Annotated in this window: 20 protein-coding genes and 1 pseudogene; 16 read left to right on the top strand and 5 right to left on the bottom strand. The window is 69.0% G+C overall.

The window, feature by feature from the left end; translation table 11 throughout:
* From ACYVHG_RS14855 to ACYVHG_RS14840, 4 genes are all read left to right on the top strand, one after another.
* Positions 1-912 carry a LysR family transcriptional regulator gene (locus ACYVHG_RS14855; RefSeq protein WP_461168250.1) on the top strand — a complete coding sequence of 304 codons (912 nt, stop codon included), beginning with the start codon at positions 1-3 and terminating at the stop codon, positions 910-912.
* Between the two features lie 293 nt (positions 913-1,205).
* A complete protein-coding gene (locus ACYVHG_RS14850) occupies positions 1,206-2,537 on the top strand; it encodes an MFS transporter (RefSeq protein WP_461168249.1) in 1,332 nt (443 codons plus the stop codon).
* Between the two features lie 37 nt (positions 2,538-2,574).
* Positions 2,575-3,867, top strand: a complete 1,293-nt coding sequence (locus ACYVHG_RS14845; RefSeq protein WP_461168248.1) for a M20 family metallo-hydrolase — start codon at positions 2,575-2,577, stop codon at positions 3,865-3,867.
* Positions 3,868-3,878: 11 nt separating this feature from the next.
* Positions 3,879-5,360: an amidase gene (locus tag ACYVHG_RS14840; RefSeq protein WP_461168247.1), complete on the top strand. Its 1,482-nt coding sequence runs from the start codon at positions 3,879-3,881 to the stop codon at positions 5,358-5,360.
* A gap of 3 nt (positions 5,361-5,363) precedes the next feature.
* Here ACYVHG_RS14840 and ACYVHG_RS14835 read toward each other — a convergent pair whose 3' ends face one another.
* Entirely contained in the window at positions 5,364-6,935 is a 1,572-nt protein-coding gene (locus ACYVHG_RS14835) for a PucR family transcriptional regulator (protein ID WP_461168246.1), read from the bottom strand.
* A 124-nt stretch (positions 6,936-7,059) separates the two neighbouring features.
* Between ACYVHG_RS14835 and ACYVHG_RS14830 the strand changes: the two genes are divergently transcribed.
* Together ACYVHG_RS14830 and ACYVHG_RS14825 are read left to right on the top strand one after the other, a co-directional pair.
* A complete protein-coding gene (locus tag ACYVHG_RS14830) occupies positions 7,060-8,586 on the top strand; it encodes a CoA-acylating methylmalonate-semialdehyde dehydrogenase (protein ID WP_461168245.1) in 1,527 nt (508 codons plus the stop codon).
* Positions 8,587-8,600: 14 nt separating this feature from the next.
* Positions 8,601-9,983 (top strand): aminotransferase class III-fold pyridoxal phosphate-dependent enzyme, encoded by a 1,383-nt coding sequence (locus ACYVHG_RS14825; protein ID WP_461168244.1) that lies wholly within the window; start codon positions 8,601-8,603, stop codon positions 9,981-9,983.
* A 50-nt stretch (positions 9,984-10,033) separates the two neighbouring features.
* On the opposite strand, the gene ACYVHG_RS14820 is transcribed toward ACYVHG_RS14825, so the two are convergent.
* On the bottom strand, positions 10,034-10,840 hold the full coding sequence (locus ACYVHG_RS14820; RefSeq protein ID WP_461168243.1) for a carbon-nitrogen hydrolase family protein: 807 nt from the start codon (positions 10,838-10,840) through the stop codon (positions 10,034-10,036).
* Positions 10,841-10,897: 57 nt separating this feature from the next.
* Between ACYVHG_RS14820 and ACYVHG_RS14815 the strand changes: the two genes are divergently transcribed.
* Positions 10,898-11,539: a GntR family transcriptional regulator gene (locus tag ACYVHG_RS14815; RefSeq protein WP_461168242.1), complete on the top strand. Its 642-nt coding sequence runs from the start codon at positions 10,898-10,900 to the stop codon at positions 11,537-11,539.
* A 6-nt stretch (positions 11,540-11,545) separates the two neighbouring features.
* Here the strand turns inward: ACYVHG_RS14815 and ACYVHG_RS14810 are convergent, their stop codons facing one another.
* Positions 11,546-12,868, bottom strand: a complete 1,323-nt coding sequence (locus ACYVHG_RS14810; RefSeq protein WP_461168241.1) for an MFS transporter — start codon at positions 12,866-12,868, stop codon at positions 11,546-11,548.
* 119 nt (positions 12,869-12,987) lie between these two features.
* Between ACYVHG_RS14810 and ACYVHG_RS14805 the strand changes: the two genes are divergently transcribed.
* The 7 genes and pseudogenes from ACYVHG_RS14805 to ACYVHG_RS14775 all read left to right on the top strand — a co-directional run bounded on the left by ACYVHG_RS14805 (position 12,988) and on the right by ACYVHG_RS14775 (position 18,302).
* Positions 12,988-13,677, top strand: coding sequence for a DUF2848 domain-containing protein (locus tag ACYVHG_RS14805; protein ID WP_461168240.1), 690 nt, complete (start codon positions 12,988-12,990; stop codon positions 13,675-13,677).
* A 133-nt stretch (positions 13,678-13,810) separates the two neighbouring features.
* Entirely contained in the window at positions 13,811-14,455 is a 645-nt protein-coding gene (locus tag ACYVHG_RS14800) for an ABC transporter permease (protein ID WP_461168239.1), read from the top strand.
* Positions 14,452-15,621 (top strand): ATP-binding cassette domain-containing protein, encoded by a 1,170-nt coding sequence (locus ACYVHG_RS14795; RefSeq protein WP_461168238.1) that lies wholly within the window; start codon positions 14,452-14,454, stop codon positions 15,619-15,621. Before ACYVHG_RS14800 ends, ACYVHG_RS14795 begins: the two co-directional genes overlap by 4 nt.
* Positions 15,618-16,391 carry an ABC transporter permease gene (locus ACYVHG_RS14790; RefSeq protein WP_461168237.1) on the top strand — a complete coding sequence of 258 codons (774 nt, stop codon included), beginning with the start codon at positions 15,618-15,620 and terminating at the stop codon, positions 16,389-16,391. The genes ACYVHG_RS14795 and ACYVHG_RS14790 overlap by 4 nt, the downstream gene beginning before the upstream one ends.
* Positions 16,391-17,350 (top strand): glycine betaine ABC transporter substrate-binding protein, encoded by a 960-nt coding sequence (locus ACYVHG_RS14785; protein WP_461168236.1) that lies wholly within the window; start codon positions 16,391-16,393, stop codon positions 17,348-17,350. Before ACYVHG_RS14790 ends, ACYVHG_RS14785 begins: the two co-directional genes overlap by 1 nt.
* 52 nt (positions 17,351-17,402) lie before the next feature.
* A pseudogene (locus ACYVHG_RS14780) lies at positions 17,403-17,912 on the top strand (cupin domain-containing protein); the annotation flags it as partial.
* Positions 17,892-18,302 (top strand): rhodanese-like domain-containing protein, encoded by a 411-nt coding sequence (locus ACYVHG_RS14775; protein WP_461168273.1) that lies wholly within the window; start codon positions 17,892-17,894, stop codon positions 18,300-18,302. The pseudogene ACYVHG_RS14780 and the gene ACYVHG_RS14775, both read left to right, overlap by 21 nt.
* On the opposite strand, the gene ACYVHG_RS14770 is transcribed toward ACYVHG_RS14775, so the two are convergent.
* Complete coding sequence (locus ACYVHG_RS14770) at positions 18,293-19,456, bottom strand: GAF domain-containing sensor histidine kinase (RefSeq protein WP_461168235.1); 1,164 nt, start codon at positions 19,454-19,456, stop codon at positions 18,293-18,295. The genes ACYVHG_RS14775 and ACYVHG_RS14770 overlap by 10 nt on opposite strands.
* 83 nt (positions 19,457-19,539) lie before the next feature.
* Here ACYVHG_RS14770 and ACYVHG_RS14765 point away from each other — a divergent pair, with 83 nt between their 5' ends.
* Positions 19,540-19,788, top strand: a complete 249-nt coding sequence (locus ACYVHG_RS14765; protein WP_461168234.1) for a hypothetical protein — start codon at positions 19,540-19,542, stop codon at positions 19,786-19,788.
* Between the two features lie 5 nt (positions 19,789-19,793).
* Here the strand turns inward: ACYVHG_RS14765 and ACYVHG_RS14760 are convergent, their stop codons facing one another.
* Complete coding sequence (locus tag ACYVHG_RS14760; RefSeq protein ID WP_461168233.1) at positions 19,794-20,444, bottom strand: response regulator; 651 nt, start codon at positions 20,442-20,444, stop codon at positions 19,794-19,796.
* Between the two features lie 196 nt (positions 20,445-20,640).
* Here ACYVHG_RS14760 and ACYVHG_RS14755 point away from each other — a divergent pair, with 196 nt between their 5' ends.
* On the top strand, positions 20,641-21,585 hold the full coding sequence (locus ACYVHG_RS14755; protein WP_461168232.1) for an acyl-ACP desaturase: 945 nt from the start codon (positions 20,641-20,643) through the stop codon (positions 21,583-21,585).
* The last annotated feature ends 4 nt before the right edge of the window (positions 21,586-21,589 follow it).

Raw genomic sequence — 21,589 nt, 5'->3', positions numbered from 1 at the left:
GTGGCAGCTGACTTCACGCTGACCCAACTGCGCTACTTCGTGGCCGTCGCGGAGGCCGGGAGTATGACCGCCGCCGCGCGGAAGTTGTCGGTGACCCAATCCACCGTCTCGGCCGCCATCGCCCAACTCGAGCACGAGATGGGCCAGGCGCTGTTCGTCCGGCTCGCCCGCCGCGGCCTGGAACTGACCGCCGCGGGACAGCGGCTGCGATCCGGTGCCATCGCACTGCTCGAGGACGCCGGATCGCTGATCGCGACGGTCCGCGACGAGGGCGACGAACTCGACGGCGAGATGACTGTGGGGATGTTCGCGCCGCTGGCGGCCTTCCGCGCCCCGGTGATTCTGCAGGCGTTCGAGCGGGCCCATCCGCGTGTGCGGGTGACCTTCCTGGAGGCCGATCAGGACGGCCTGCGCAGCGCTCTTGCCAAGGGGCAGTGCGAGGTCGCTCTGATGTACGACATGGGGGTGCTCGCCACACCCGGAACCCAGGTGGTGGAGACGATCGCGCCGCACGTGATCGTCTGCCCGGATCACCCCGCGGCGAACAATCCGGATGCCGAGGTCTCACTGCGCTCCTTGGCCGATGAGCCCTTCGTCCTGTTCGACGCACCGCAGTCGCGCGAGTACTTCCTGTCGCTGTTCCGGCATTTGGGTATCGAGCCCAACGTGCGGCATCGGGCGTCGGGTTACGAAACGGTACGGTCCTTCGTCGCCCGTGGCCACGGCTACTCCGTCCTCAACCAGCGCCTGCATCACGATGTGACGGCCTCGGGTGGCTCGGTGGTTCCCCTGCGCATCGTGGAGGACCTGCTGCCCATTCGAGTCATGCTGATGTTCCCGCCGGTCGGAGCACCCACGCGGCGCGCACGTGCCTTCGCGACGGTGTGCCGCACGCTGTACGGAGCCGGCTGACCCATATCCATCGATCGAATCGATGACAGCAAGCAAAATCATTCGTTGGATTTCTGTGATCCGGCTCACCATGCTGGAGGGTGAGTGTCCTCCACCACCGCTACGGCAGCGGCGTGAGCCCCCGGTGGAGGTCTCCGGATCCGTAGGAAGAGGTCATCGATGAGCGATGTGTTAACCGCGGCGTGCCGTGTCTGCGAGGAATCACCGGCACGATTCATGAACGTCACATGCCGGGTGCCGGCCGCAACTCGAGCGCGACGGTCCGGAAAAGTCGCGTCCCTAGCGTGGCGCGCATGACCGCAACCCACCGTGAAACCGCAAGCCGCGCAGCAGTGACCGGCTCGCCCACCCGAGCCACCCCGATGCAGCGCCGCGTGCTGGCGGGCGGCGCGATCGGGCAGTTCATCGAGTTCTACGACTTCGCGCTCTACGGCCTCTCGGCCGTGGTGCTGGCCCGCAACTTCTTCCCGTCGCACAACGAGCTGGCCGGGCTGCTCGCCACGTTCGCCACCTTCGGGGCGGCGTTCGTCATCAGGCCACTGGGCGGGCTCTTCTTCGGCGCCCTGGGCGACCGGATCGGACGCCGCAACGTCCTGTTCGCCACGCTGCTCACGATCGGCGGTGCCACCGCCTGTATCGGACTGCTCCCGACGTACGGGAGCATCGGTGTCGCGGCCCCCGTCCTGCTGGTCATCTGCCGGTTGTTGCAGGGCTTCTCCGCGGGCGGGGAATCGGTCGGAGCGCCCACCTTCACCTACGAGCACGCACCGATCGAACGTCGTGGTGCATGGTTGAACACCACCATCGCCGCCACAGCCCTGCCGTCGGTCTTCGGCGGCGCCCTGATCCTGGCCCTGACCGCTGCGATGGGGTCGGATGCGTTCAGTCAGTGGGGCTGGCGGATCCCGTTCCTGCTGGCCGCGCCGCTCGCAGTGGTCGGACTGTGGATCAGGTTGCGCACCGAGGAGTCCGACGCCTTCCGGCAGACCTTGGCGCGGGCGGAGCGTCGTGAGTCGACACCGCTGCGGGAGGCGATCTCCCAGAACGGCCTGCAGATGCTGCAGGTGATCTTCGTGATGGGGCTCACCGCGATGGGCTTCTACTTCCTCTCAGGCTATTTCGTCACCTACGTCAAGACCACCGGTGGCCTGACTCAACAGCAGTCGCTCATCGCGAATGCGGCGGCCATGTCGCTGTACACCGTTCTGCTTCCGCTGACCGGCCGGCTCGGCGACAGATTCGGGCGCAAGCCCATGCTCATCACCGGCAGCCTCGCCATCGCGGTCCTGGCGGTACCGTGCTTCGCGCTGGTCACCAGCGGAAGCCTGGCGATGGCGATCCTCGGCCAGATGCTGTTCGTGCTGCCGATCACCGTCTACGGTGGCGGTTGCTACACCTTCTTCGTCGAGATCTTCACCACGCGCACTCGATTCACCAGCGCTGCGATCAGTTACAACACCGCCTACGCCCTGTTCGGCGGAACCGCTCCGTTCGTCGGTACCTGGTTGGTCGGGATGACCGGAGCGAGTGCGGCGTCCGGCGTCTACATGGCCGCCGCTGCGGCCGTCGTCCTGGCACTGCTGCTGCTGACCCCGGTACCCGAGACCAGGCACGCTCCGCTGTGAGCACCGCCGATACCGAACCGACTGTGAAAGGAATCCTGTGAACACCCCACCTCCCGCCGACACCGCTTCCACCGACCAGACCTTCCTCGCGGACTTCCACCAGGTTGCCGCTATCGGTGCCACCGCCGCCGGCGGTGTCGACCGGCAGGCCGGGACCGAGGAGGACCGCGAGATGCGGCAGTGGTTTTGCGAGTTCGCCGCCCGGCGCGGCTGGGAGACGCGCAGTGACGGGATCGGAAACCTGTTCGCCCTCGTCGAACTGGTACCCGGGGCTCCCTACGTGATGATCGGCTCGCACCTGGATTCGCAGCCGCTGGGCGGCCGGTTCGACGGTGCGTACGGTGTGATCGCGGCCCTGCACGCCGCAGACAGGTACCAGCGGCAGGTGCGTGAGTCCGCGGTTCCCGTGGCGCCCGAGTACAACATCGCGGTCGTGGACTGGTTCAACGAGGAGGGCGGACGGTTCGCCCCCTCGATCATGGGGAGCTCGGTGTTCGCCGGTTTGATGGACCAGGAACAGATGCTCGACGTCGAGGACCTCGCCGGGGTGTCCGTGCGGGAAGCGATGACGTCGATCGGGGCACTGGGCACGGACCCGCGGCCGGAGGTGGCCGCGTATGCGGAGATCCACATCGAGCAGGGCAGGATCCTCGAACGGGAGGGCGTCGATCTCGGTGCGGTCGACTTCAGTTGGCACACGCAGAAGCTCGACATCGAGGTGATCGGTGAACAGTCACACACCGGTGCCACCGCGATGGCCGATCGGCGCGATGCACTCGTCGCCGCCAGCGAGGTGATCCTGCTGGTCCACCGCGTGACCGAGGTCGCCGAACCGGAGTCACTGGTCTCGTCGGTCGGCCGGATGACCGTCGAGCCGAACTCCCCGATCGTGGTGCCGCGCCGCGTGCACCTGGTCGCCGATCTGCGGGCCGAACGCAAGAGCGATGTTCTCGCGGCCCGCGACCGACTGCGGCGGGAGATCGCTGAGGTGGCGGCCCGGTACGACGTGCGGATCGAGGTGACCGACGTGGACATCAGGGAACGTCAGTTCTACCCGGTCGAGGGGATCGAGCTCGCCGAGAAGTGCGCCGCCGATGCGGGACTGAGCGTGCGCAGGCTGCGCACGATGGCCGGGCACGACTCCGTTGCGATGAACCGCATCGTTCCCACGGTCATGCTGTTCATCCCCTCGGCCGACGGGGTGTCGCACTGCGAGCGCGAGTTCACCTCGGATGCGGACATGGTGTCCGGCGTGCACGCTCTCACCGCGGTGGTGGCGCGACTCGCCGGGGGCGAACTCGACGGTGTCGCAGCGGGAATGCGGCGGTAGCGGAGTTCGCGATGATCGCCGCAACACCGCAGTTGTGCCTGGTGTCCGCCACCGAACTGCGCTCGGGGTACCTCGCCGGGCGGTTCACTCCCGAGGAGGCGATGCGGGCCGTCCTGGCGCGGATCGCCGCGGTCAACGGAAGCCGGGAGCAGGGGATCAACGCGTTCACCGAGATCCTGTACGACGAGGCGATGCGACGAGCACGCACCGCCACAGACATCGTCACCGCGGCGCGCCGCACCGGTGATCCGATACCGGCACTGCTGGGTATTCCGGTGGCCACCAAGGAGAAGCACGCCATCGGTGGTCGCACCCTGGAACTGGGGCTGTTGTCGCGCCGCGGCCGGATGGCGGTGCGGGACCATCCGGTGGTCGCCCGCATCCGGGCGGCGGGCGGAATCGTGCACGCACGTACCACTACACCCGAGTTCAGTTGCGCGACGGTGACCCACTCACCCCTGTGGGGTGTGACCCGCAACCCGTGGAACCTCAGGGCTTCACCGGGTGGCTCGTCCGGTGGAGCGGGGGCGGCACTGGCGGCCGGAATGGCCACCCTGGCGACCGCGAGCGATATCGCCGGCTCCACCCGGGTGCCAGCGGGATTCACCGGGACGGTGGGTTACAAGGCTCCGTACGGCCGGATCCCGGGCACTCCGCCGCTGAGTGCCGACACCTACCGCGGTGATGGGCCGATGGCGAGGACCGTCGCGGACACCGCACTGCTGGCGGATGTGATGTCCGGCCACGATCGTGGTGACCACTTCAGCTGGGGAGCGCCCGGAGACCTCTCCGCCGCCCTGGAGCAGTGCGGGTCGTCGCTCACCGGGGTCCGCGTCGGGCTGGCGACCGGGATGCGCGACGTTCCGGTGCACCCCGAGGTGCGCGCCGCCACCGAGCGTGTGGGGCAGGCCCTGCGCGAGCGCGGCGCCCGGGTGGAGGAGGTGGAGCTGCCGTGGTCGAGCGAGCGGATCCGCGAGGTCACGTTCGCGCACTTCGGGCATCTGCTCGGGCCGGCGTTGGCCGCGGAGGCGGTGGGCCCCGGCGGACGCCGGCCGCAGGTGGCGGCCTACACCAGCAGATTCATCGAGGACGCCGCCGAGGCGGCCCGGGCCATGTCGCACTACGAGTGCGTCCGGGCCGAGGCCCGGATCCAGGCCGAACTCGCAGCGGTGATGGAACCGGTGGACGCGCTGGTGTGCCCGGTGTCCGCGGTCACCTCGCTGACCGCGGACGGCGACTACCTCGACGGGATCGATGCGCCTGGAGAGCAGTCGATCCACCTGCGGCACTACTGGCAGGCGCACCTGACGAGCGCGTTCAACGTGTGCAATCGGTGTCCGGTGCTCGCGGTACCCGCGGGAATGGCGGGTGACGGCACTCCGATCGGCGTTCAGTTGGTGGGCAAGCCGCTCGACGAGTTGCTTCCGTTCCGCCTGGGCGCCGCCGTCGAAGCCGAATCGTCACGTCCGGCGTGGCCACGACTCGACGTTTGACGGTCAGTCGTTCAGCGTGTCGGCCACCAGCACCGCGACCCCCAAGGACAGCAGGGAGCCCGGTTCGCTGAGGGAGACGCCCAACTCGCGTTCCAGGCGGGCGATCCGGTGGTAGAGCGCCGGACGGGACAGGTAGAGGGCCTCGGCCGCACCGGATTTCGAGCCGCCCGAGCGGGTCAGCGCGCGGATCACCGCCAGGTCGTCGCGGCGCTCGGGCGCGAGCAGGGGACCGAGCTCGGAGGTGGCGAAGGCGGTGACACGGGGTTCGTCGGCGAGCAGCGCCACCAGACCTTTCAGCCGGACATCGCTGGAGCGGAACCAGTTCCGAGTACCGGTGCCCAGACCGGCGGCAGCGGCCGCGACGTGGCCTGCTTCGGCCAGACCCGCTGCTGCGACGTGCACTGCAGTGGCCGCCGGGCCGGCCCCGATCCACAGCGGGGCGGGCTCGGCGTCGAGGTGTGCGGCGGTCACGTCGGCGGCGATGCAGTCGATCACCGGCTCGATCCCGGCCGGCCGGGTGGCGGCCGCGACGATCACGGCCACCGAATCCGGACCCACCCGGCCCACCAGTGCCGATGCACCGCACCGTCGGACAGCGGAGGAGATCACCTCGCGCAGGCGTCGCTCGCGGCGCATGGCCTCCAGCGGCCCCACCGAGCCGGACCAGTGCAGCACCAGGGGCACGATGGCGCCGCGGTGGGTGAGTCCGAGCGCGGTGGCCTGTTCGTCGACCTGTGCGGGTTCGAGTTCTCCGGCCGAGACGTCCGCCAGGAACGTCGACTGCGCCAGCGCGGCGAGGTCCTTGTCGTCGCGTTCTGCGATCAGGTGCAGCGCGATCGCCTGCGCCGCTCGTTCGGCGACGTGCCGTGCGGTGGCGTCCGCCCGTCTGGTGACTCGGAGCTGGCCCCAGGCGGCCTCGCGCACCGAGACCAGCGCGACGACCTCCGTAGGGCCGCCGTCCGCGCACTCGGGAGCCGCGCCGGCGGGCGGGCGCGAGGGGTGCTCGGCCGCATCCGGAGCCGAACCGAAGGCGACCACGGTGCCGCTGGGGTCCTCCAGGACGACGGTGGCTCCCAACAGCTCCGCCGCTGCGTTGACGATCCGCTCCGGTGCGGCGCCGCGGAGCGCCAGGTCGGTGAACAGTTCGTGGATCCGGCGGTTCGCCTCCAGTTGTTCGAGCTGGTCGGCGACGATCAGCCGGTGCACCGCTTCGGTCACATCCACGAACCGGGTCTGGTTGTGCAGGATGACCACGGGGACGGTGGTTTCGGCGGCGGCTCGGCGGAGCGCGCTGCGGGTCGGTTCGCGTCCCGCCGGGAGCTCGACGATGATCCCGGCGGCACCGGCCTGCTGCAACTGGGCCAGGTGCCGGGCCGCGGCTTCGACGTCGGCGCCGATCATCAGACCGGTGCTGAGGATCAGTTCGCCGCCGGTGAGCAGTGCGGCGGTCTCCAGCAGCTCGGAGACGTGTACCCAGCGAACCGGTGTGTCGAGCGCGTCGCCACCGGTCACCAGTTCGACTGCGGAGTCGGCGAAGACAGGTAGTTCGAGCACGTCGCGGACCGACAGGATCATTCACAGAGTGTAAATGCCTAGAGGTCGTCTCATTACAGAATGCAGGCGGTGCGGTGAGCTGCGGACCGCCAGTATCGGGGGAACGACAGGCGCGCCGTGCGCCCTCGCCGATGGGAGGAATTCGATGACGACGACCGAAGCTCAGCGTGAGACGGTGACCGGCCACTGGATCGGGGGCCGGGTCACCGCGGACTCCGCAGGCCGCGTCGCGGACGTGACCAACCCTGCCACCGGCCGGGTGACCGGACAGGTCGCGATGGCCTCGGCGGAGCAGGTCGACGCCGCCGTGGCGGTCGCGGCGAGCGCCTTCGAGAGCTGGAGCGCCACCTCCCTGGCGAAGCGGACCTCGGTGCTGTTCGCCTTCCGCGAGCTGCTCAACGCGCGCAAGAACGAGCTGGCGGAGATCATCACCCGCGAGCACGGCAAGGTTCTCGACGACGCCCTCGGGGAGATCGCGCGCGGACTGGAGGTGGTCGAGGTCGCGTGTGGTGCGGCGCAATTGCTCAAGGGCGGCTTCAGCGAGAGCGCTTCGACCGGTGTCGACGTCCACTCCAAGCGGCAGGCCCTGGGCCCGGTCGCGATCATCTCACCGTTCAACTTCCCGGCCATGGTGCCGCTGTGGTTCTTCCCGATCGCGATCGCGTCCGGCAACACCGTGATCGTCAAGCCGAGCGAGAAGGATCCGTCCGCATCGAACTGGTTGGCCCAGCTGTGGCAGGAGGCGGGCCTTCCCGACGGCGTTTTCAACGTGGTCCACGGCGACAAGGAGGCAGTGGACGCCCTCCTCGACCACGACGGTGTGAAGGCCGTCTCCTTCGTCGGATCCACGCCGATCGCCCAGTACGTCTACGAGCGCGGCACCGCGCGGGGCAAGCGCGTCCAGGCGCTCGGGGGCGCGAAGAACCACATGCTGGTGCTGCCGGACGCGGATCTCGATCTCGCCGCGGACGCCGCCGTCAACGCGGGCTTCGGCGCCGCGGGAGAACGCTGCATGGCGATCTCGGCTCTGGTGGCGGTGGGGGAGATCGCCGACCCGTTGGTCGCCCGGATCGCCGAGCGGGCGCGCGGCCTGCGCACCGGGGACGGCACCCGCGGCACCGATATGGGGCCGCTGATCACCGCGGCCCATCGGGACAAGGTGGCGGACTACATCGAGCAGGGTGTGGCGGCGGGCGCACGGCTCGTGGTGGACGGCCGTCCGGGCCAGTTCTACGACCAGTTCGATGCCGACGGTGACGGCTTCTTCGTGGGCCCCACGCTGTTCGACGACGTCACCGAGGACATGAGCATCTACCGGGACGAGATCTTCGGCCCGGTCCTGTCGGTGGTGCGCGTGGATTCCTACGACGACGGCCTGGCGCTGATCAACCGCAATCCGTACGGCAACGGGACGGCGATCTTCACCAACGACGGTGGCGCGGCGCGGCGGTTCGAGAACGAGGTGCAGGTGGGCATGGTGGGTATCAACGTGCCGATCCCGGTTCCCATGGCGTACTTCTCCTTCGGCGGGTGGAAGGCCTCGTTGTTCGGTGACACCCACGCCTACGGCGCGGAGGGGTTCCACTTCTTCACCCGGGGCAAGGTGGTCACCACCCGATGGCAGGACCCCAGTCACGCCGGTATCAACCTCGGCTTCCCGCAGAACGACTGAGAACGGAGAGCGTGATGACTGCGAGTACTACGACGGTGCGGGACTCCGATATCGCCCCGGAACTGCTGGAACAGGGCCGCCGGGCGTATCAGCTCGATCGCGCGCACGTCTTCCACTCCTGGCAGGCGCAAGGGCGGTTCGATCCCACCACGATCGTCAAGACCGAGGGCTCGTACGTGTGGGACGGGAACGGCCGCAGGTTGATCGACCTCTCCAGCCAGCTGGTCAACACCAATATCGGCCATCAGCATCCCCGGGTGGTGGAAGCGGTCGCGGACCAGGCCCGCGACATCTGCACGATCGCGCCGCAGTACGTGAACGCGGCGCGCTCGGAAGCGGCCCGGCTGATCGCCGAGCGGACTCCGGGTGAACTGAACAAGATCTTCTTCACCAACGGCGGGGCGGATGCCGTCGAGCACGCGGTGCGGATGGCTCGGTTGCACACCGGGCGGCGGAAGGTGCTGGCGGCATTCCGGAGCTACCACGGGGGCACGCAACTGGCGGTGAACATCACCGGAGACCCGAGGCGTTTCGCCAACGACTACTCGGCGGAGGGCGTGGTGCACTTCATGCCGGCCTACCCGTACCGCTCCTACTTCGGATCCGAGTCGCCCGAGCAGGAGACCGAGCGGGCACTGCGTCATCTCGAGGACCTCATCCTGCTGGAGGGCCCGGAATCGTTCGCCGCGATCATCGTCGAATCGGTGCCGGGTACGGCCGGGATCTACACGCCGCCACCCGGTTACCTCGCGGGGGTGCGGGAGTTGGCCACGCGGTACGGGATCGTCTACATCGCCGACGAGGTGATGGCCGGCTTCGGCCGGACGGGCGCGTGGTTCGCCGTCGAGCACTTCGGCGTGGTTCCCGATCTGGTCACCTTCGCCAAGGGGGTGAACTCCGGTTACGTGCCGCTCGGGGGCGTGGCGATCTCCCCGGAGATCGCCGAGACCTTCAACGACCGCGCCTACCCCGGGGGGCTGACGTACTCGGGTCATCCGCTGGCCACGGCGGCGGCGGTGGCGACGATCAACGCGATGGCCGACGAGGCGATGGTGGAGAACGCGCGACGGCTCGGTGAGGAGGTGATCGGGCCGCGGCTGGAGCGGATGAGGTCCGAGCACCCGTCCGTCGGTGACGTTCGCGGTCTGGGCTGCTTCTGGGCGATCGAGCTGGTCAAGGACAGGGCGACGAAGGAACCGCTCGCTCCGTACGGCGGTTCGTCCGCGGAGATGGACCGGGTGGTCGCGGCGATCCGGGCGGGTGGCGTCCTGCCGTTCGCGAACTTCAACCGTATCCATGTGGTGCCGGCCTTGAACATCGCTGACGATGTGCTGCGGACGGCGCTCGATGTGGTGGACGAGGCACTGGCGGTAGCGGACGGGTTCGCCCGTGCGTGACTGACGCGTGCTCGTCGGTGGGGCCGCCCGGACTCGGGCGGCCCCCGGCGTCAGTCGATCCGGCGGCGGTTCGCGAGCACCGGCAGCGCCGCCCGGGTACGCCCGAGGACGTCGGTGTCGATCTCGACCAGCAGGTCGCCGACGGCCCCGCCCAGGGCGCCGATCACCTCGCCGGTGGGTCCGGCGACCACGCTGTGTCCGACGCCGAGCGGCGCCGATCCGGTCACCTCGGCACCTCCGGCAGCGGGATCGGCCTGCCCGCAGGCCACGACGAAGGAGGTGGAGTCCAGCGCACGGGCACGGGCGAGCACCTGCCACTGGTCGATCTTCCCGGGTCCGGCACCCCAGGAGGCCGACACCACGATGATCTCGGCGCCGCGGTCGGCCATCGTCTGGAAGAGCTCGGGGAAACGGATATCGTAGCAGGTCGCGAAACCGACGGTGATCCCGCCGATCTCGACAACGAGCGGCTGGTCGCCGGGTGCCACGGTGTCCGATTCCGCGAAGCCGAACGCGTCGTACAGATGGATCTTGTGGTAGGCGCCCTCGACGCCTGGACCGGTGACCAGCAGGGTGTTGCGCACCCGATCGCCGTCGGCGGGGGTGAACATCCCGGCCACGATGGTGATGCCGTCGCGGTGCGCGATCCGTCGCACCGCCGTGGCCCACGGACCGTCGACCTCCTCGGCGATCTCGGCCAGGGGGACTCCGAAGCAACGCATCATCGCCTCGGGGAAGACGACGACTGCGGCGCCGGCGGCCGCTGCGGCGGCCGATTTCCGATCGATGATCTCGAGATTCTCGGCCGGGTCGGCGGAGCTGTTGACCTGCGCCAGTGAAATTGTGAGCGTAGACATACTGTTCACCTCTGTGGAAAATCAAAACGGACCGCCGAAGCGGTGTATACATTACGTATGCAGCGACTGTCGGGCCGGGCGAAGGCCTACGCCTTCCTGCGCAACCAGATTCTGACCTCCCCCACTCTCGAGGGTGCGTTCCTCAACGAACAGCAGATCGCAACCCGGATCGGTGTCTCGCGCACACCGGTGCGCGAGGCCCTGCTCCGGCTCGAGGCCGAGGGACTGGTGGAGATGGTGCCTCAGCGCGGCGCGCTGGTGCCGGCGATGTCGGGGCGCCAGCTCACCGAACTCATGGACCTGCGGGGTGCGCTCGAACGCCACGCCGCCACGACCGTCCTCGGCAGCGGCACGGCGCCGGTGGCGGAGATGCGCAGCCTGTGGTCCGAACAGCGGGCCCTGGTGGGCGATGAGACCGACACCGCCGCGAGGGAGTTCATCGACCTCGACAGTCGCTTCCACCAGATCCTGGTCGACGCCGCCCGGAACGACCTGCTCTCGCGGACCTACGAGAGCCTGCGTACCCGGCAGATGCGGGCGGGCCTCGCCGCGCTGTCCACCTCGTCCGCCCGCTTCGACGCCGTGTGCTCCGAGCACGCGGCCATCGTCGACGCCTTGGACAGCGGCGACGAGGCTGCGGTGCATCGGAGCATCGACGATCATCTTGAAGTCACTTTGCAGGTGCTGTTGCGGGCTTAGCCGCGATCACGGAGTCCCGACCAGCTTCGCGGACTCCTGCTCCTCGGCCCGGTCGGGGTCGCGGCCCAGGGCGAGACCGGCGAGGGTGACCGCACCGACCACCGCGATGTAGATCGAGACCGGGACCCACGAACCGGTCCGGTCCAGCAGGAAGGTGAAGATCAGCGGCGCGAGCGCACCGCCGAAGACGCCGGCGATGGTGTAGGCGAGGGAACTGCCGGTCGATCGCAGCCGCACCTGGAACTGCTCGGTGACGAACGCCGCCTGCGGGCCGTACATGAAGGAGTGGAACGCCAGGCCCACGACGATGCCGGGGATCAGCGTCGCCATCGAGCTGCCGCCGATCAGCAGGAAGAAGATCGGAGTCCAGATCACGCCGCCCACAGCTGCGACACCGTAGACCAGGCGGCGGTTGATCCGGTCGGAGATCGCACCCGCGAGCGGGATCAGGCCGAGTTGGAAGGCCGAGCCCACGAGGATGGCGATCAGCACCTCGCTGCGGTCGAAGCCGAGCTTCTTCACGCCGTAGGTGATCGCGAAAACCGTGAACAGCGCGTAGATCACATCGGGTGCGATGCGGGACATCACGGCGGCCACCAGCGGGCGGGCCTGGGTGCGGAACACCGCACCGACCGGTGCCGCCTCCCGCTCACCGGACGCCTGCAGTGCCTTGAACACCGGAGTGTCCTCTAGGCGCAGGCGGATCCACAGGCCGAATCCGACCAGAACCGCGGAGAGCAGGAAGGCGATTCGCCAGCCCCACTCCTCGAACTGCTGGTCCGATAGCGACAGGGTCAGCAGGGCCAGGGTGCCGTTGGCGAGCAGGTTGCCGGCGGGCGGTCCGATCTGGGCCGCCGACGACCAGAAGCCGCGCTGCGCGGGGTTGCCGTACTCGCTCGAGAGCAGCACGGCTCCGCCCCATTCGCCGCCGACCGCGACGCCCTGCGCGAACCGCATCATCACCAGCAGGCTCGGCGCGGTGATGCCGATGCTCGCGTACGAGGGGATGAGTCCGATCAAGAAGGTGGTGACACCGATGAGCAGCAGGGTGATCACCAGCAGTTGCTTGCGGCCGATGATGTCGCCGAGTCGGCCGAAGACGAATCCGCCCAGCGGACGGGCCACGTAACCCACCGCATAGGTGGAGAAGGCGAGGAGCGTTCCCGTCATGGGATCGTTGCTCGGGAAGAAGACCACCGGGAACACCAGTGCCGCGGCGGCGGAGTAGATCGCGAAGTCGTACCACTCCAACGCGGTGCCGGTAAGGCTGGCCGCAAACGCCTTGAACAGGCTTTTCCTGTCCGGCGGCGCGCTCGTTTCACTGCTCACGGGGAGCTCCTTCCAATCATCGCATTCGCGTTGTACCCGCTCCATACTTGATGTATACAAGAGGTATGCGCAACCGCGGGGCGCTTTCAGAAACAATCTTGTAACGAGGAGCGACTTCCATGCTGACCTTCACGCTGCCCGATGGTTCCACCGAGACCGTCGAGGTGTTGAACGTGCTGAACGCGGGCTACGCAGGCCGTGACCAGGCCGAGGTGGAACACCACATCGCCGAACTCGCCGAACTCGGAGTTCCGGCGCCGCAGACCACCCCGACCGTGTACCCGGTCTCCCCCTATCTGGCCCGCCAGACGGATCAGGTCGACGTACAGCACGGCCGCACCTCCGGCGAGGCCGAATGGGGCATCGTGCTGCTCGGCGATCGGGACGAGGACGTTCTGCTGGTGGCCGCGTGCGACCACACCGATCGTGAGCTCGAACGTCACGGTGTCGCGTGGAGCAAGAACGCCTCGCCGGACGTGCTCTCGGAGAAGGCCTGGCGACTGACCGATGTCGCGGACCGGATCGACGCGATCACCATGCGCGCCTGGGTCGGCACCGGGGATTCCGAGGAGACCCTGATCCAGGACGGGACCATGGGCGATCTCCTCACCCCCGGGTACTGGCTCGACGTGCTCGCCGAACGCGGCCTGCGCAAGCGCGGCACCGTGCTCATCTCCGGCACGATCTCCATGCTGGAGGGCGTGAACCAGTTCGTCGACCAGTGGCGGGTCGAGCTCGGTGATCCGGCGACCGGCAACACCCTCGACTGCCGGTACCGGGTCGCGCGGATGCCCGAGCCGATCGGCTGAGCCTGAGTAGATCTTCGCAGCCGGCGGCCACGGGCCGCCGGCTGCTCCATGACCGGATACCGGCCGGTCCGGGATTCGAACCGGTGTGACGCGAATCGCGCACGAGCCGGGCAACATCTGTAGGTTCGTAGAGGTGGACCTCGGACGATTCCTGGAGGGTCGTGGCGGGCAGCTCGCCTTCCTGACCTACCAGCACACCTCGTTGGTGGTCCAATGCGTGCTGGTCGCGGCAGTGATCGCGCTGGTGATCGCGGCACTGGTCTACCGCACCCGCGCAGGTGCCGCGCTGGCCACGGCGATCGCCTCGGTCGGAATGACGGTGCCCTCACTGGCGCTACTTGCCCTGCTCCTGCTGGCATTCGGACTGGGTGTCACGCCGTCGGTCATGATGCTCGCCTTCTATGCCACCCTCCCCATCCTGACCAGCGCGATCGTCGGACTCCAGGCCGTCCCGGCCACCCTGGTCGAGGCCGCTCGCGGGCTCGGGATGCCGCGCTGGCGGGTGCTGGCCACCGTCGAGCTGCCCAACGCCTGGCCGGTGATCCTCACCGGAATCCGGGTCAGCACGCAGCTCGTGGTCGGTGTCGCCACCGTGGTGGCCTACGTGCTCGGTCCCGGCCTGGGATCGCTGATCTTCTCCGGCCTGGTCCGTCTCGGCGGTGCGGGGGCGCTCGAATCCGCGTTGGTCGGCACCGCATTGGTGGTGGCCGTAGCGCTCGTACTCGACGGTGCGCTGGTCCTGCTGGGCCGGGTGACCGTCTCGAAGGGACTGCGATGACCGAAGCCACCGGTACCTCCATCAAGCTCGACAAGGTGGTCAAACGCTATCGCGGTCAGCACGAGCCGGCCGTGCGCGAGTTGTCCATCACCATCGAAGCGGGTGAGACGGTGGCCATCGTCGGCCCGTCCGGCTGCGGCAAGACCACCACTCTCAAGATGATCAACCGCCTGATCCAGCCCACCTCGGGCCGGATCGAGATCGGCGGGAGGGATGTGACCACCGCCGACGCCGACGAGCTCCGGCAGGGCATCGGCTACGTGGTGCAGGCCGGTGGGCTGTTCCCGCACTGGACCGTGGAGCGGAACGTCGCCGCGGTACCGGGTCTGGTGGGGTGGGACAAACAGCGCACCCACGAGCGGGTCACCGAACTGCTGGACCTGGTCGGCCTGGAGCCGAAGGTCTTCCGCGGACGGTTCCCCAAGGAGATGTCCGGCGGTCAGCAGCAACGCGTCGGCGTGGCCCGGGCGCTGGCCGTCGACCCGCCGGTGCTGCTGATGGACGAGCCCTTCGGCGCCGTCGATCCGATCACCCGGGTGCGGTTGCAGGACCAACTGCTCGCCATTCAGGAGGAACTGCGCAAGACCGTGGTGATCGTGACCCACGACGTGGACGAGGCGATCAAGCTGGGGGACCGGGTGCTGATCCTCTCCGAGGGCGGCGCCATCGAGCAGTTCGCCACCCCGGAGGAGATCCTCACCGCGCCGGCGAACGCGTTCGTCGAGGAGTTCGTGGGATCGGGTGCCACCCTGCGCCACCTGACACTGAGTACGGTCACCGAGATCCCCAGCGCTCCTCTGGTGTTCGCCCGGCCCGGGGAGCCGTCGAGCGAGGTGGCCGCGCGCGCCCGCGCCGCCCGGCTGAACTGGGTGGTGGTGGTCGACGATCAGGAGCGGCCGCGGGCCTGGCCGTCGGTGGCCGAGGTGCTCAGTAAGCCCGAGGTCTCCACCTACCTGGACCAGCGGCTCCCCGTGGTGGAGCGGACGGCGACCCTCGCCGACGCCCTCGACGTCATGCTCGCCGCGAGCCAGGGCGGTGTGCTGATCACCGGACGGGGCAAGGTGGTCGGAGCGCTGACCATCGAACAGGTGGCCGGGCGCATCCGGGAACGCCAGGCCCTGGCGAATCCGGAACAGGCCGCGGACACCTACCGGGCGGCGCCGTGACCGCCGCCACCGACACCGTCACCCGCTCGCCCGGCCGGGTGCCGCTGGACCTGATTATCGAGCCGGTGCTGGTGCTCACCGGCGTGGTCGGCTACCTGATCTGGCACGCCGCACAGGACTTCTCGGAGTCCGAGCAGGTCCAACTCGCCTGGCCGAAGCTGGCCGCATCGGTGTTCGAGCACGTGCGACTGACAGTGGTCTCCGCCGTCCTGGTGGTGCTCATCGCCATACCACTGGGAATCCTGGTCACCCGCAGGCGGTTCGCGCGGATCTCGCCGGTGATCGTCGGTCTGGCGAACATCGGCCAGGCCGCTCCCGTCCTGGGCATGGTGGTGCTGTTCGCAATGTGGTTCGGCACCGGATTCTCCACCGCGGTGGCGGCACTGGTGGTGTACGCGGTGCTGCCGATCCTGCAGAACACCGTCATCGGACTGCGCCAGGTCGACGACAGAGTGATCGAAGCCGCACGCGGGCAGGGGTTCTCGGCACTGACCACACTACTGAAAGTGGAACTGCCGCTGTCGGTGCCGGTGATCCTGCACGGCGTGCGCACGGCCCTGGTGATCCTGGTGGGCACCGCGACGCTCGGCACGTTCATCGGCGCGGGCGGGCTCGGCGTGCTGATCACCACCGGCGTCACCCTGTACCTGCCGCCACTGCTGTTCACCGGCGCCGCGCTGGTGGCCCTGCTGGCGCTGGGCATCGATTGGCTGGCCCGGCTCGCCGAGTACCTGCTGACCCCCCGCGGTCTGCGTGGAGTGAGCGCCTGATGCGCCGCGTGGTCACGTCGGCGCTGGTCGCGATACTGGCGATCACCCTCGGAGCGTGCGGGCTGCAGAGCTCGTCCGGGCGGTTCGTGCGCGCCGAACCTGCCGATGGCCAGCGGCCACTCGCCGGCGCGAAGATCTCCGTCACCTCGAAATCGTTCTCCGAGGGCGTGCTCCTGGGGAAGATCTCCACCACCATCCTGCAGGCCGCCGGCGCCGAGGTCACCGACCTGACCAATGCACCCGGATCGATGTCCTCACGGCATGCAATGCTCAGCGGCGCCGCCGACGTGTCCTGGGAGTACACCGGAACCATCTGGGTCAGTTACCTCGGCAGGACCGAGACCATCAGCGATTCCGCGGAACTGTTCCGGCGGGTGCGCGACGCCGAACGCGCCAACGGCCTTCAGGTACTCACCCCGGCCCCGTTCAACAACACCTACGCCTTCGCCGTGACCCCCGCGCAGCAGCAGCGCCTGAACCTGCGCACCGTCAGCGACCTGTTCCGGATGCCGCCGCAGCAGCGGACCCTGTGCGTCGACCCCGAGTTCCAGTCCCGGCCTGACGGTCTGAGCCGGCTGCTGGAGAAGTACCAGGTTCCGCTGGGGACCGGCACCCCGCCCGGCACGGTGACCACGATGGACGCGGGCGTGATCTTCTCCGCGATCAACGACGGCGCCTGCTTCTCCGGCGACGTCTACGCCACCGACGGGCGGATCCGCAAACTCGGACTCGTGCTCCTGGAGGACGACCGCAGGTTCTTCCTCCCGTACGACGGTGTCCCCGAGGTGCGTACCGACGCACTGGCCAGGCACCCGCAGATCGCCGACGTCCTGGGCAGGGTCAGTCGCCTACTCACCGAGCAGACGATGCAGGAGCTCAACGGGCAGATCGACATCGACGGCCGGGATCCGGCGGAGGTCGCCGCGGGGTGGCTGCGGCGCGTCGGACTGGTCCGGTGAGGATTCGCTCCCGCTGATCCGAAGGCTTCCGCCACCACCGGACCCGCATGAGATGATTGCCCACATGAACGATCGCGGTGTGGACCTGCTGGCCCTGACCGCCGCCGAGGCGGCCAAGGTGCGCGGGGGCGACTACGACCGGGTGCTGCCCGAGCAGTGGCCCGCCGACGAGCGGTGGGCGACCCGGCTGAGCGGTAACGACGACGTGGACGTCTGGCTGATCAGCTGGGTGCCCGAGCGCTCCACCGAGCTGCACGATCACGCCGGCTCACTCGGTGCGCTCATTGTGGTCGACGGTGCGCTGCACGAACTGAGCTGGGACGGCGGGGCACTGCGCGAGCGCACCCTGGGTCCGGGGGAGCAGGCCTTCTTCGACGCCGGGTGGGTGCACGATGTGACCCGTGACGCCGCCGCCCAGGACGCGGCCTCCGGCCACGCCGGCACCCCCACGCTGTCGGTGCACGCCTACTCCCCGCCGCTGACCGCCATGTCCTACTACGAGATCACCGACGCCGGTAGCCTTCGCAGGGTGCGCACCGAACTGACGGACGAGCCCGAGGGGCCCACTGGCGGGCGCGGCGTCGACGTCCTGCTCGCGGAGGCCCGCGATCGGATCGACCGCGTCGAGGCCGCCGACCTGAGCGCCGAGCTCGACGCGGGAGCGATCCTGGTCGATACCCGTCCGGCCGCGCAGCGTGCCGTCGAGGGTGAGATCGACGGGGCTCTGGTGATCGAGCGGAACGTCCTCGAATGGCGCCTCGACCCCACCTCCGATGCCCGGATCCCCGAGGCGACCGGCTGGGACGTGCGCTGGATCGTGATGTGCTCTCAGGGCTACGCCAGCTCGCTGGCGGCGGCCGCACTCGTCGATCTCGGCCTGCGCCGCGCGGCGGACCTGGCCGGCGGCTACCAGGCGGTGGCCGCGCTCGCCACCCGTGCGGCTCAGGCCTGACGCGGCACCGACCACCGAACCACGGTGCCGGGCCGCTCGTCGTCCGGTGAGGCCGGAAGCAGCTCGACGGTCCCGCCGCGCAGCTCCGCGCGTTTGGCGAGGTTGAGCAGTCCGCTGCGCCGGCCACCGTCGGAGATGCCGGAACCGTCGTCGGCCACCTCCACGGTGACGGCCTCCCCGCTGGCGATCACGGTGACCGAGATCCGGGTGCCGCCGGAGTGGCGCACCGCGTTCGAGACGCTCTCGGTGACCACTGCCTCCACGTCACGGGAGAAGGCCTCATCGGCGACAGCGCTCTCGACCGGGCCGGAGAAGCCGACGTCGACGGCGAGCTCGCCGCCGTGCGCCACCGAGCGCACCGCCCGGACCAGGCGGGTCCGGAGACCGCTCTGACCGGTGGAGAGTTCGAAGATGGTGGAGCGGATGTCGGCGATGGTGCGGTCCAGTTCGCCGATCACCGCATCGAGCCGCTCCCGGATCGGCTCGTCGCCCGCGTTGGAGCGCGCCACCTGCAGGCCCAGTCCCACGGCGAAGATCCGCTGGATCACGTGATCGTGCAGATCGCGGCCGATACGTTCGCGCTCCTCGATCACCTGCAAGGAGCCGAGCCGTTCCTGCTGCCGCAGCGCCTCGGCGTGCATCTGCGCATTGTCGATCGCCACTGCCGTTGCGGCGGCGAAGATCTCGATCGCCTTCGCATCGCTGGCGGTGAACGCGCGTCCGCCCTCCTTCTCCGCCAGGTAGATGCACCCGAACAGCTCACCGCCCACGATGATCGGGGCGCCCAGGAAACTGTGCATGGGCGGGTGGTTCGGCGGGAAGCCCACCGACGACGGGTGTTCGGACAGTTCCGCCATCCGCACCGGCTGCTTCACCTTGAGCAGGTGGCCCAATAGGCCTTGGCCGCAGGGCGGATCGCCGATCAGTTGTGCGGTCTCGGCGTCGACGCCGACGTAGATGAACTCCTGGAGGGAACCGTCGTCGTTGCTCACACCGACGGCGCCGTACCTGGCGTCCACCAGCGCGGTCGCCGAGGTGACGATGCGCTGCAGGGTGGCCGGCAGCTCCAAGCCCTGCGCCACCACCATCACCGCGCTGAGGATGTCCTGCAGGTCGGCGTCGGTGCGGTGTTCGCCGTCACACTGTTCGCTCATCCGGCTGCGCTCCCCGCAACCGGGAGCACCGTCGGGACGAAAGCCCCTGGCGCGGCGGCGTACTGGCGGCGAATCTGGTTCCCGTGAACGACATCGATACCGATCCCCTGGAACGCTCCGACGTGCGAGCGCTGGTCGTCGATCTGGCCGAGGCCGCGTACACCGGACGGTTGGCCCGCTGGAACGAGGTGCGCACCAGCGCTGCGGTCGACGACCTCGACTGGGAGTACATCGTGTGCGGGTTGCTGGGCAAGCTGCTGGCCGAGCGCGCGGTGCAGCGCGGAACCCCCGCGGTGGACGCCTGGCCGCAGGCGCGGGCCGCCCTGGTCTGAGGCGGTCATCGCCGGGACCTGCCGGAGTCGCGCCACTGCGCCGCGCGCAGCGCGGCCTGGACCCGGTTCTCCACCCCGAGTTTGGCCAGGATGCCGGTGACGTGGTTGCGGACTGTTTTCTCGGCCAGGAACATCCGCTCCGCGATCTGCTTGTTGGTCAGGCCTTCGGCGAGCAGTTCGAGTACTGCCTCCTCCTGGCCGGTGAGGCCTGCGGGCATGGTCGAGGTGACCTCGTCGGCCCGGCGGATCCGCTGCAGCACCCGGGCGGTGCTCGCCGAGTCGAGCAGTGATCCGCCGCTGGCGACGGTGCGGATCGCCGAGACCAGTTCAGTGCCGCGGATTTGCTTGAGCACGTAGCCCTGCGCACCGGCGGTGATCGCGTCCAGCAGGGCGTCGTCATCGGAGTAGGAGGTGAGCACCAGGCAGGGCAGGCCGGGCAGTTGCCCGCGGATCGCGCGGATCAGGTCGATCCCCGAGCCGTCCGGCAGGCGCACATCGACCACGACGACGTCGGGCCGCACCGCCGGGATACGGGCGAGCGCCTCACGGACCGTCGCCGCCTCACCGATGACGGTGTGCGTTCCGTCGGTGGCGAGGAGGTCGGACAGACCGCGCCGGACGATCTCATGGTCTTCGACGAGGAATACCGAGGGCATGGCTCCCACCCTAGGCCGGTTCCGGCCCCTGACCATCCCTGGAGGGACGATCGCCGATGGATCTAGGACAAACGTCCCTACTGAGCCGGTACGGTGGTCCCTACCTGCGGCGATGCGCCGCCAGAACCGGTTCCAGGACCACTTCGGGGACGATCGCCACTGCTCACCGCGATGCTATCGGAGCAGGGTGGGCACCATGACTGACTTGACCGATCTGGAACTGCTCCACGAGCTCTCCGACACCGCTGAACGCGAGGTCGATCGGCACATGGGGCAGGCGGTTCAGTGGCATCCGCACGACTACGTTCCGTGGAGCCGCGGTCGGGACTTCGCCGCTCTTGGAGGTGAGGACTGGAACGAAGGACAGTCCGAGCTCTCTCCGGTGGCCCGCGCCTCGCTGGTGATGAACCTGCTCACCGAGGACAACCTCCCCAGTTACCACCGCGAGATCGCGGAGAACTTCTCGCTCGACGGTGCCTGGGGCTTCTGGGTGCACCGCTGGACCGCGGAGGAGGCCCGGCACTCGATCGTGCTGCGCGACTACCTCACGGTGACCCGAGGTGTGGATCCGGTGGAACTCGAGGACCTGCGGATGACGCAGATGCAACACGGATTCGCACCCGGGATGAACTCGATGCTGCTCTCGGTCAGCTACGTGACCTTCCAGGAACTGGCCACCCGGATCAGCCACCGCAACACCGCGGAGGTCTGCAACGATCCGATCGCCGACCGGATGCTGGCCCGGGTCGCGGCGGACGAGAACCTGCACATGCTGTTCTACCGCAACATCCTGGGCGCGGCGATCGACGTCGCACCGGCGCAGGCACTGACCGCCATCCACGCCGTGCTGACCAATTTCCAGATGCCCGGCGCCAGCCTGCCGCACTTCCGCCGCGACGCCGTCCTGATGGCCAAGAACGGCATCTACGACCTGCGTCAGCACCGCGACGCGGTGGTGGTGCCGGTGCTGCGCAAGTGGAAGCTCCTCGATCGCACGGACTTCACCGGTGAGGCCGCCCGCATGCGCGATCTGATCGGCGACTTCGTCGACGAACTGGAGATCCGGGCCTGCAAGTTCGAGGCCGCACGGGACCGGGCGATCGAGCGGGAAGCCCGCCGTCGCGAACCCGTCGCGGGCTGACCGA

The sequence above is a fragment of the Tsukamurella serpentis genome (assembly GCF_054780975.1).
This window is presented reverse-complemented; position numbering and strand designations above follow the sequence as displayed.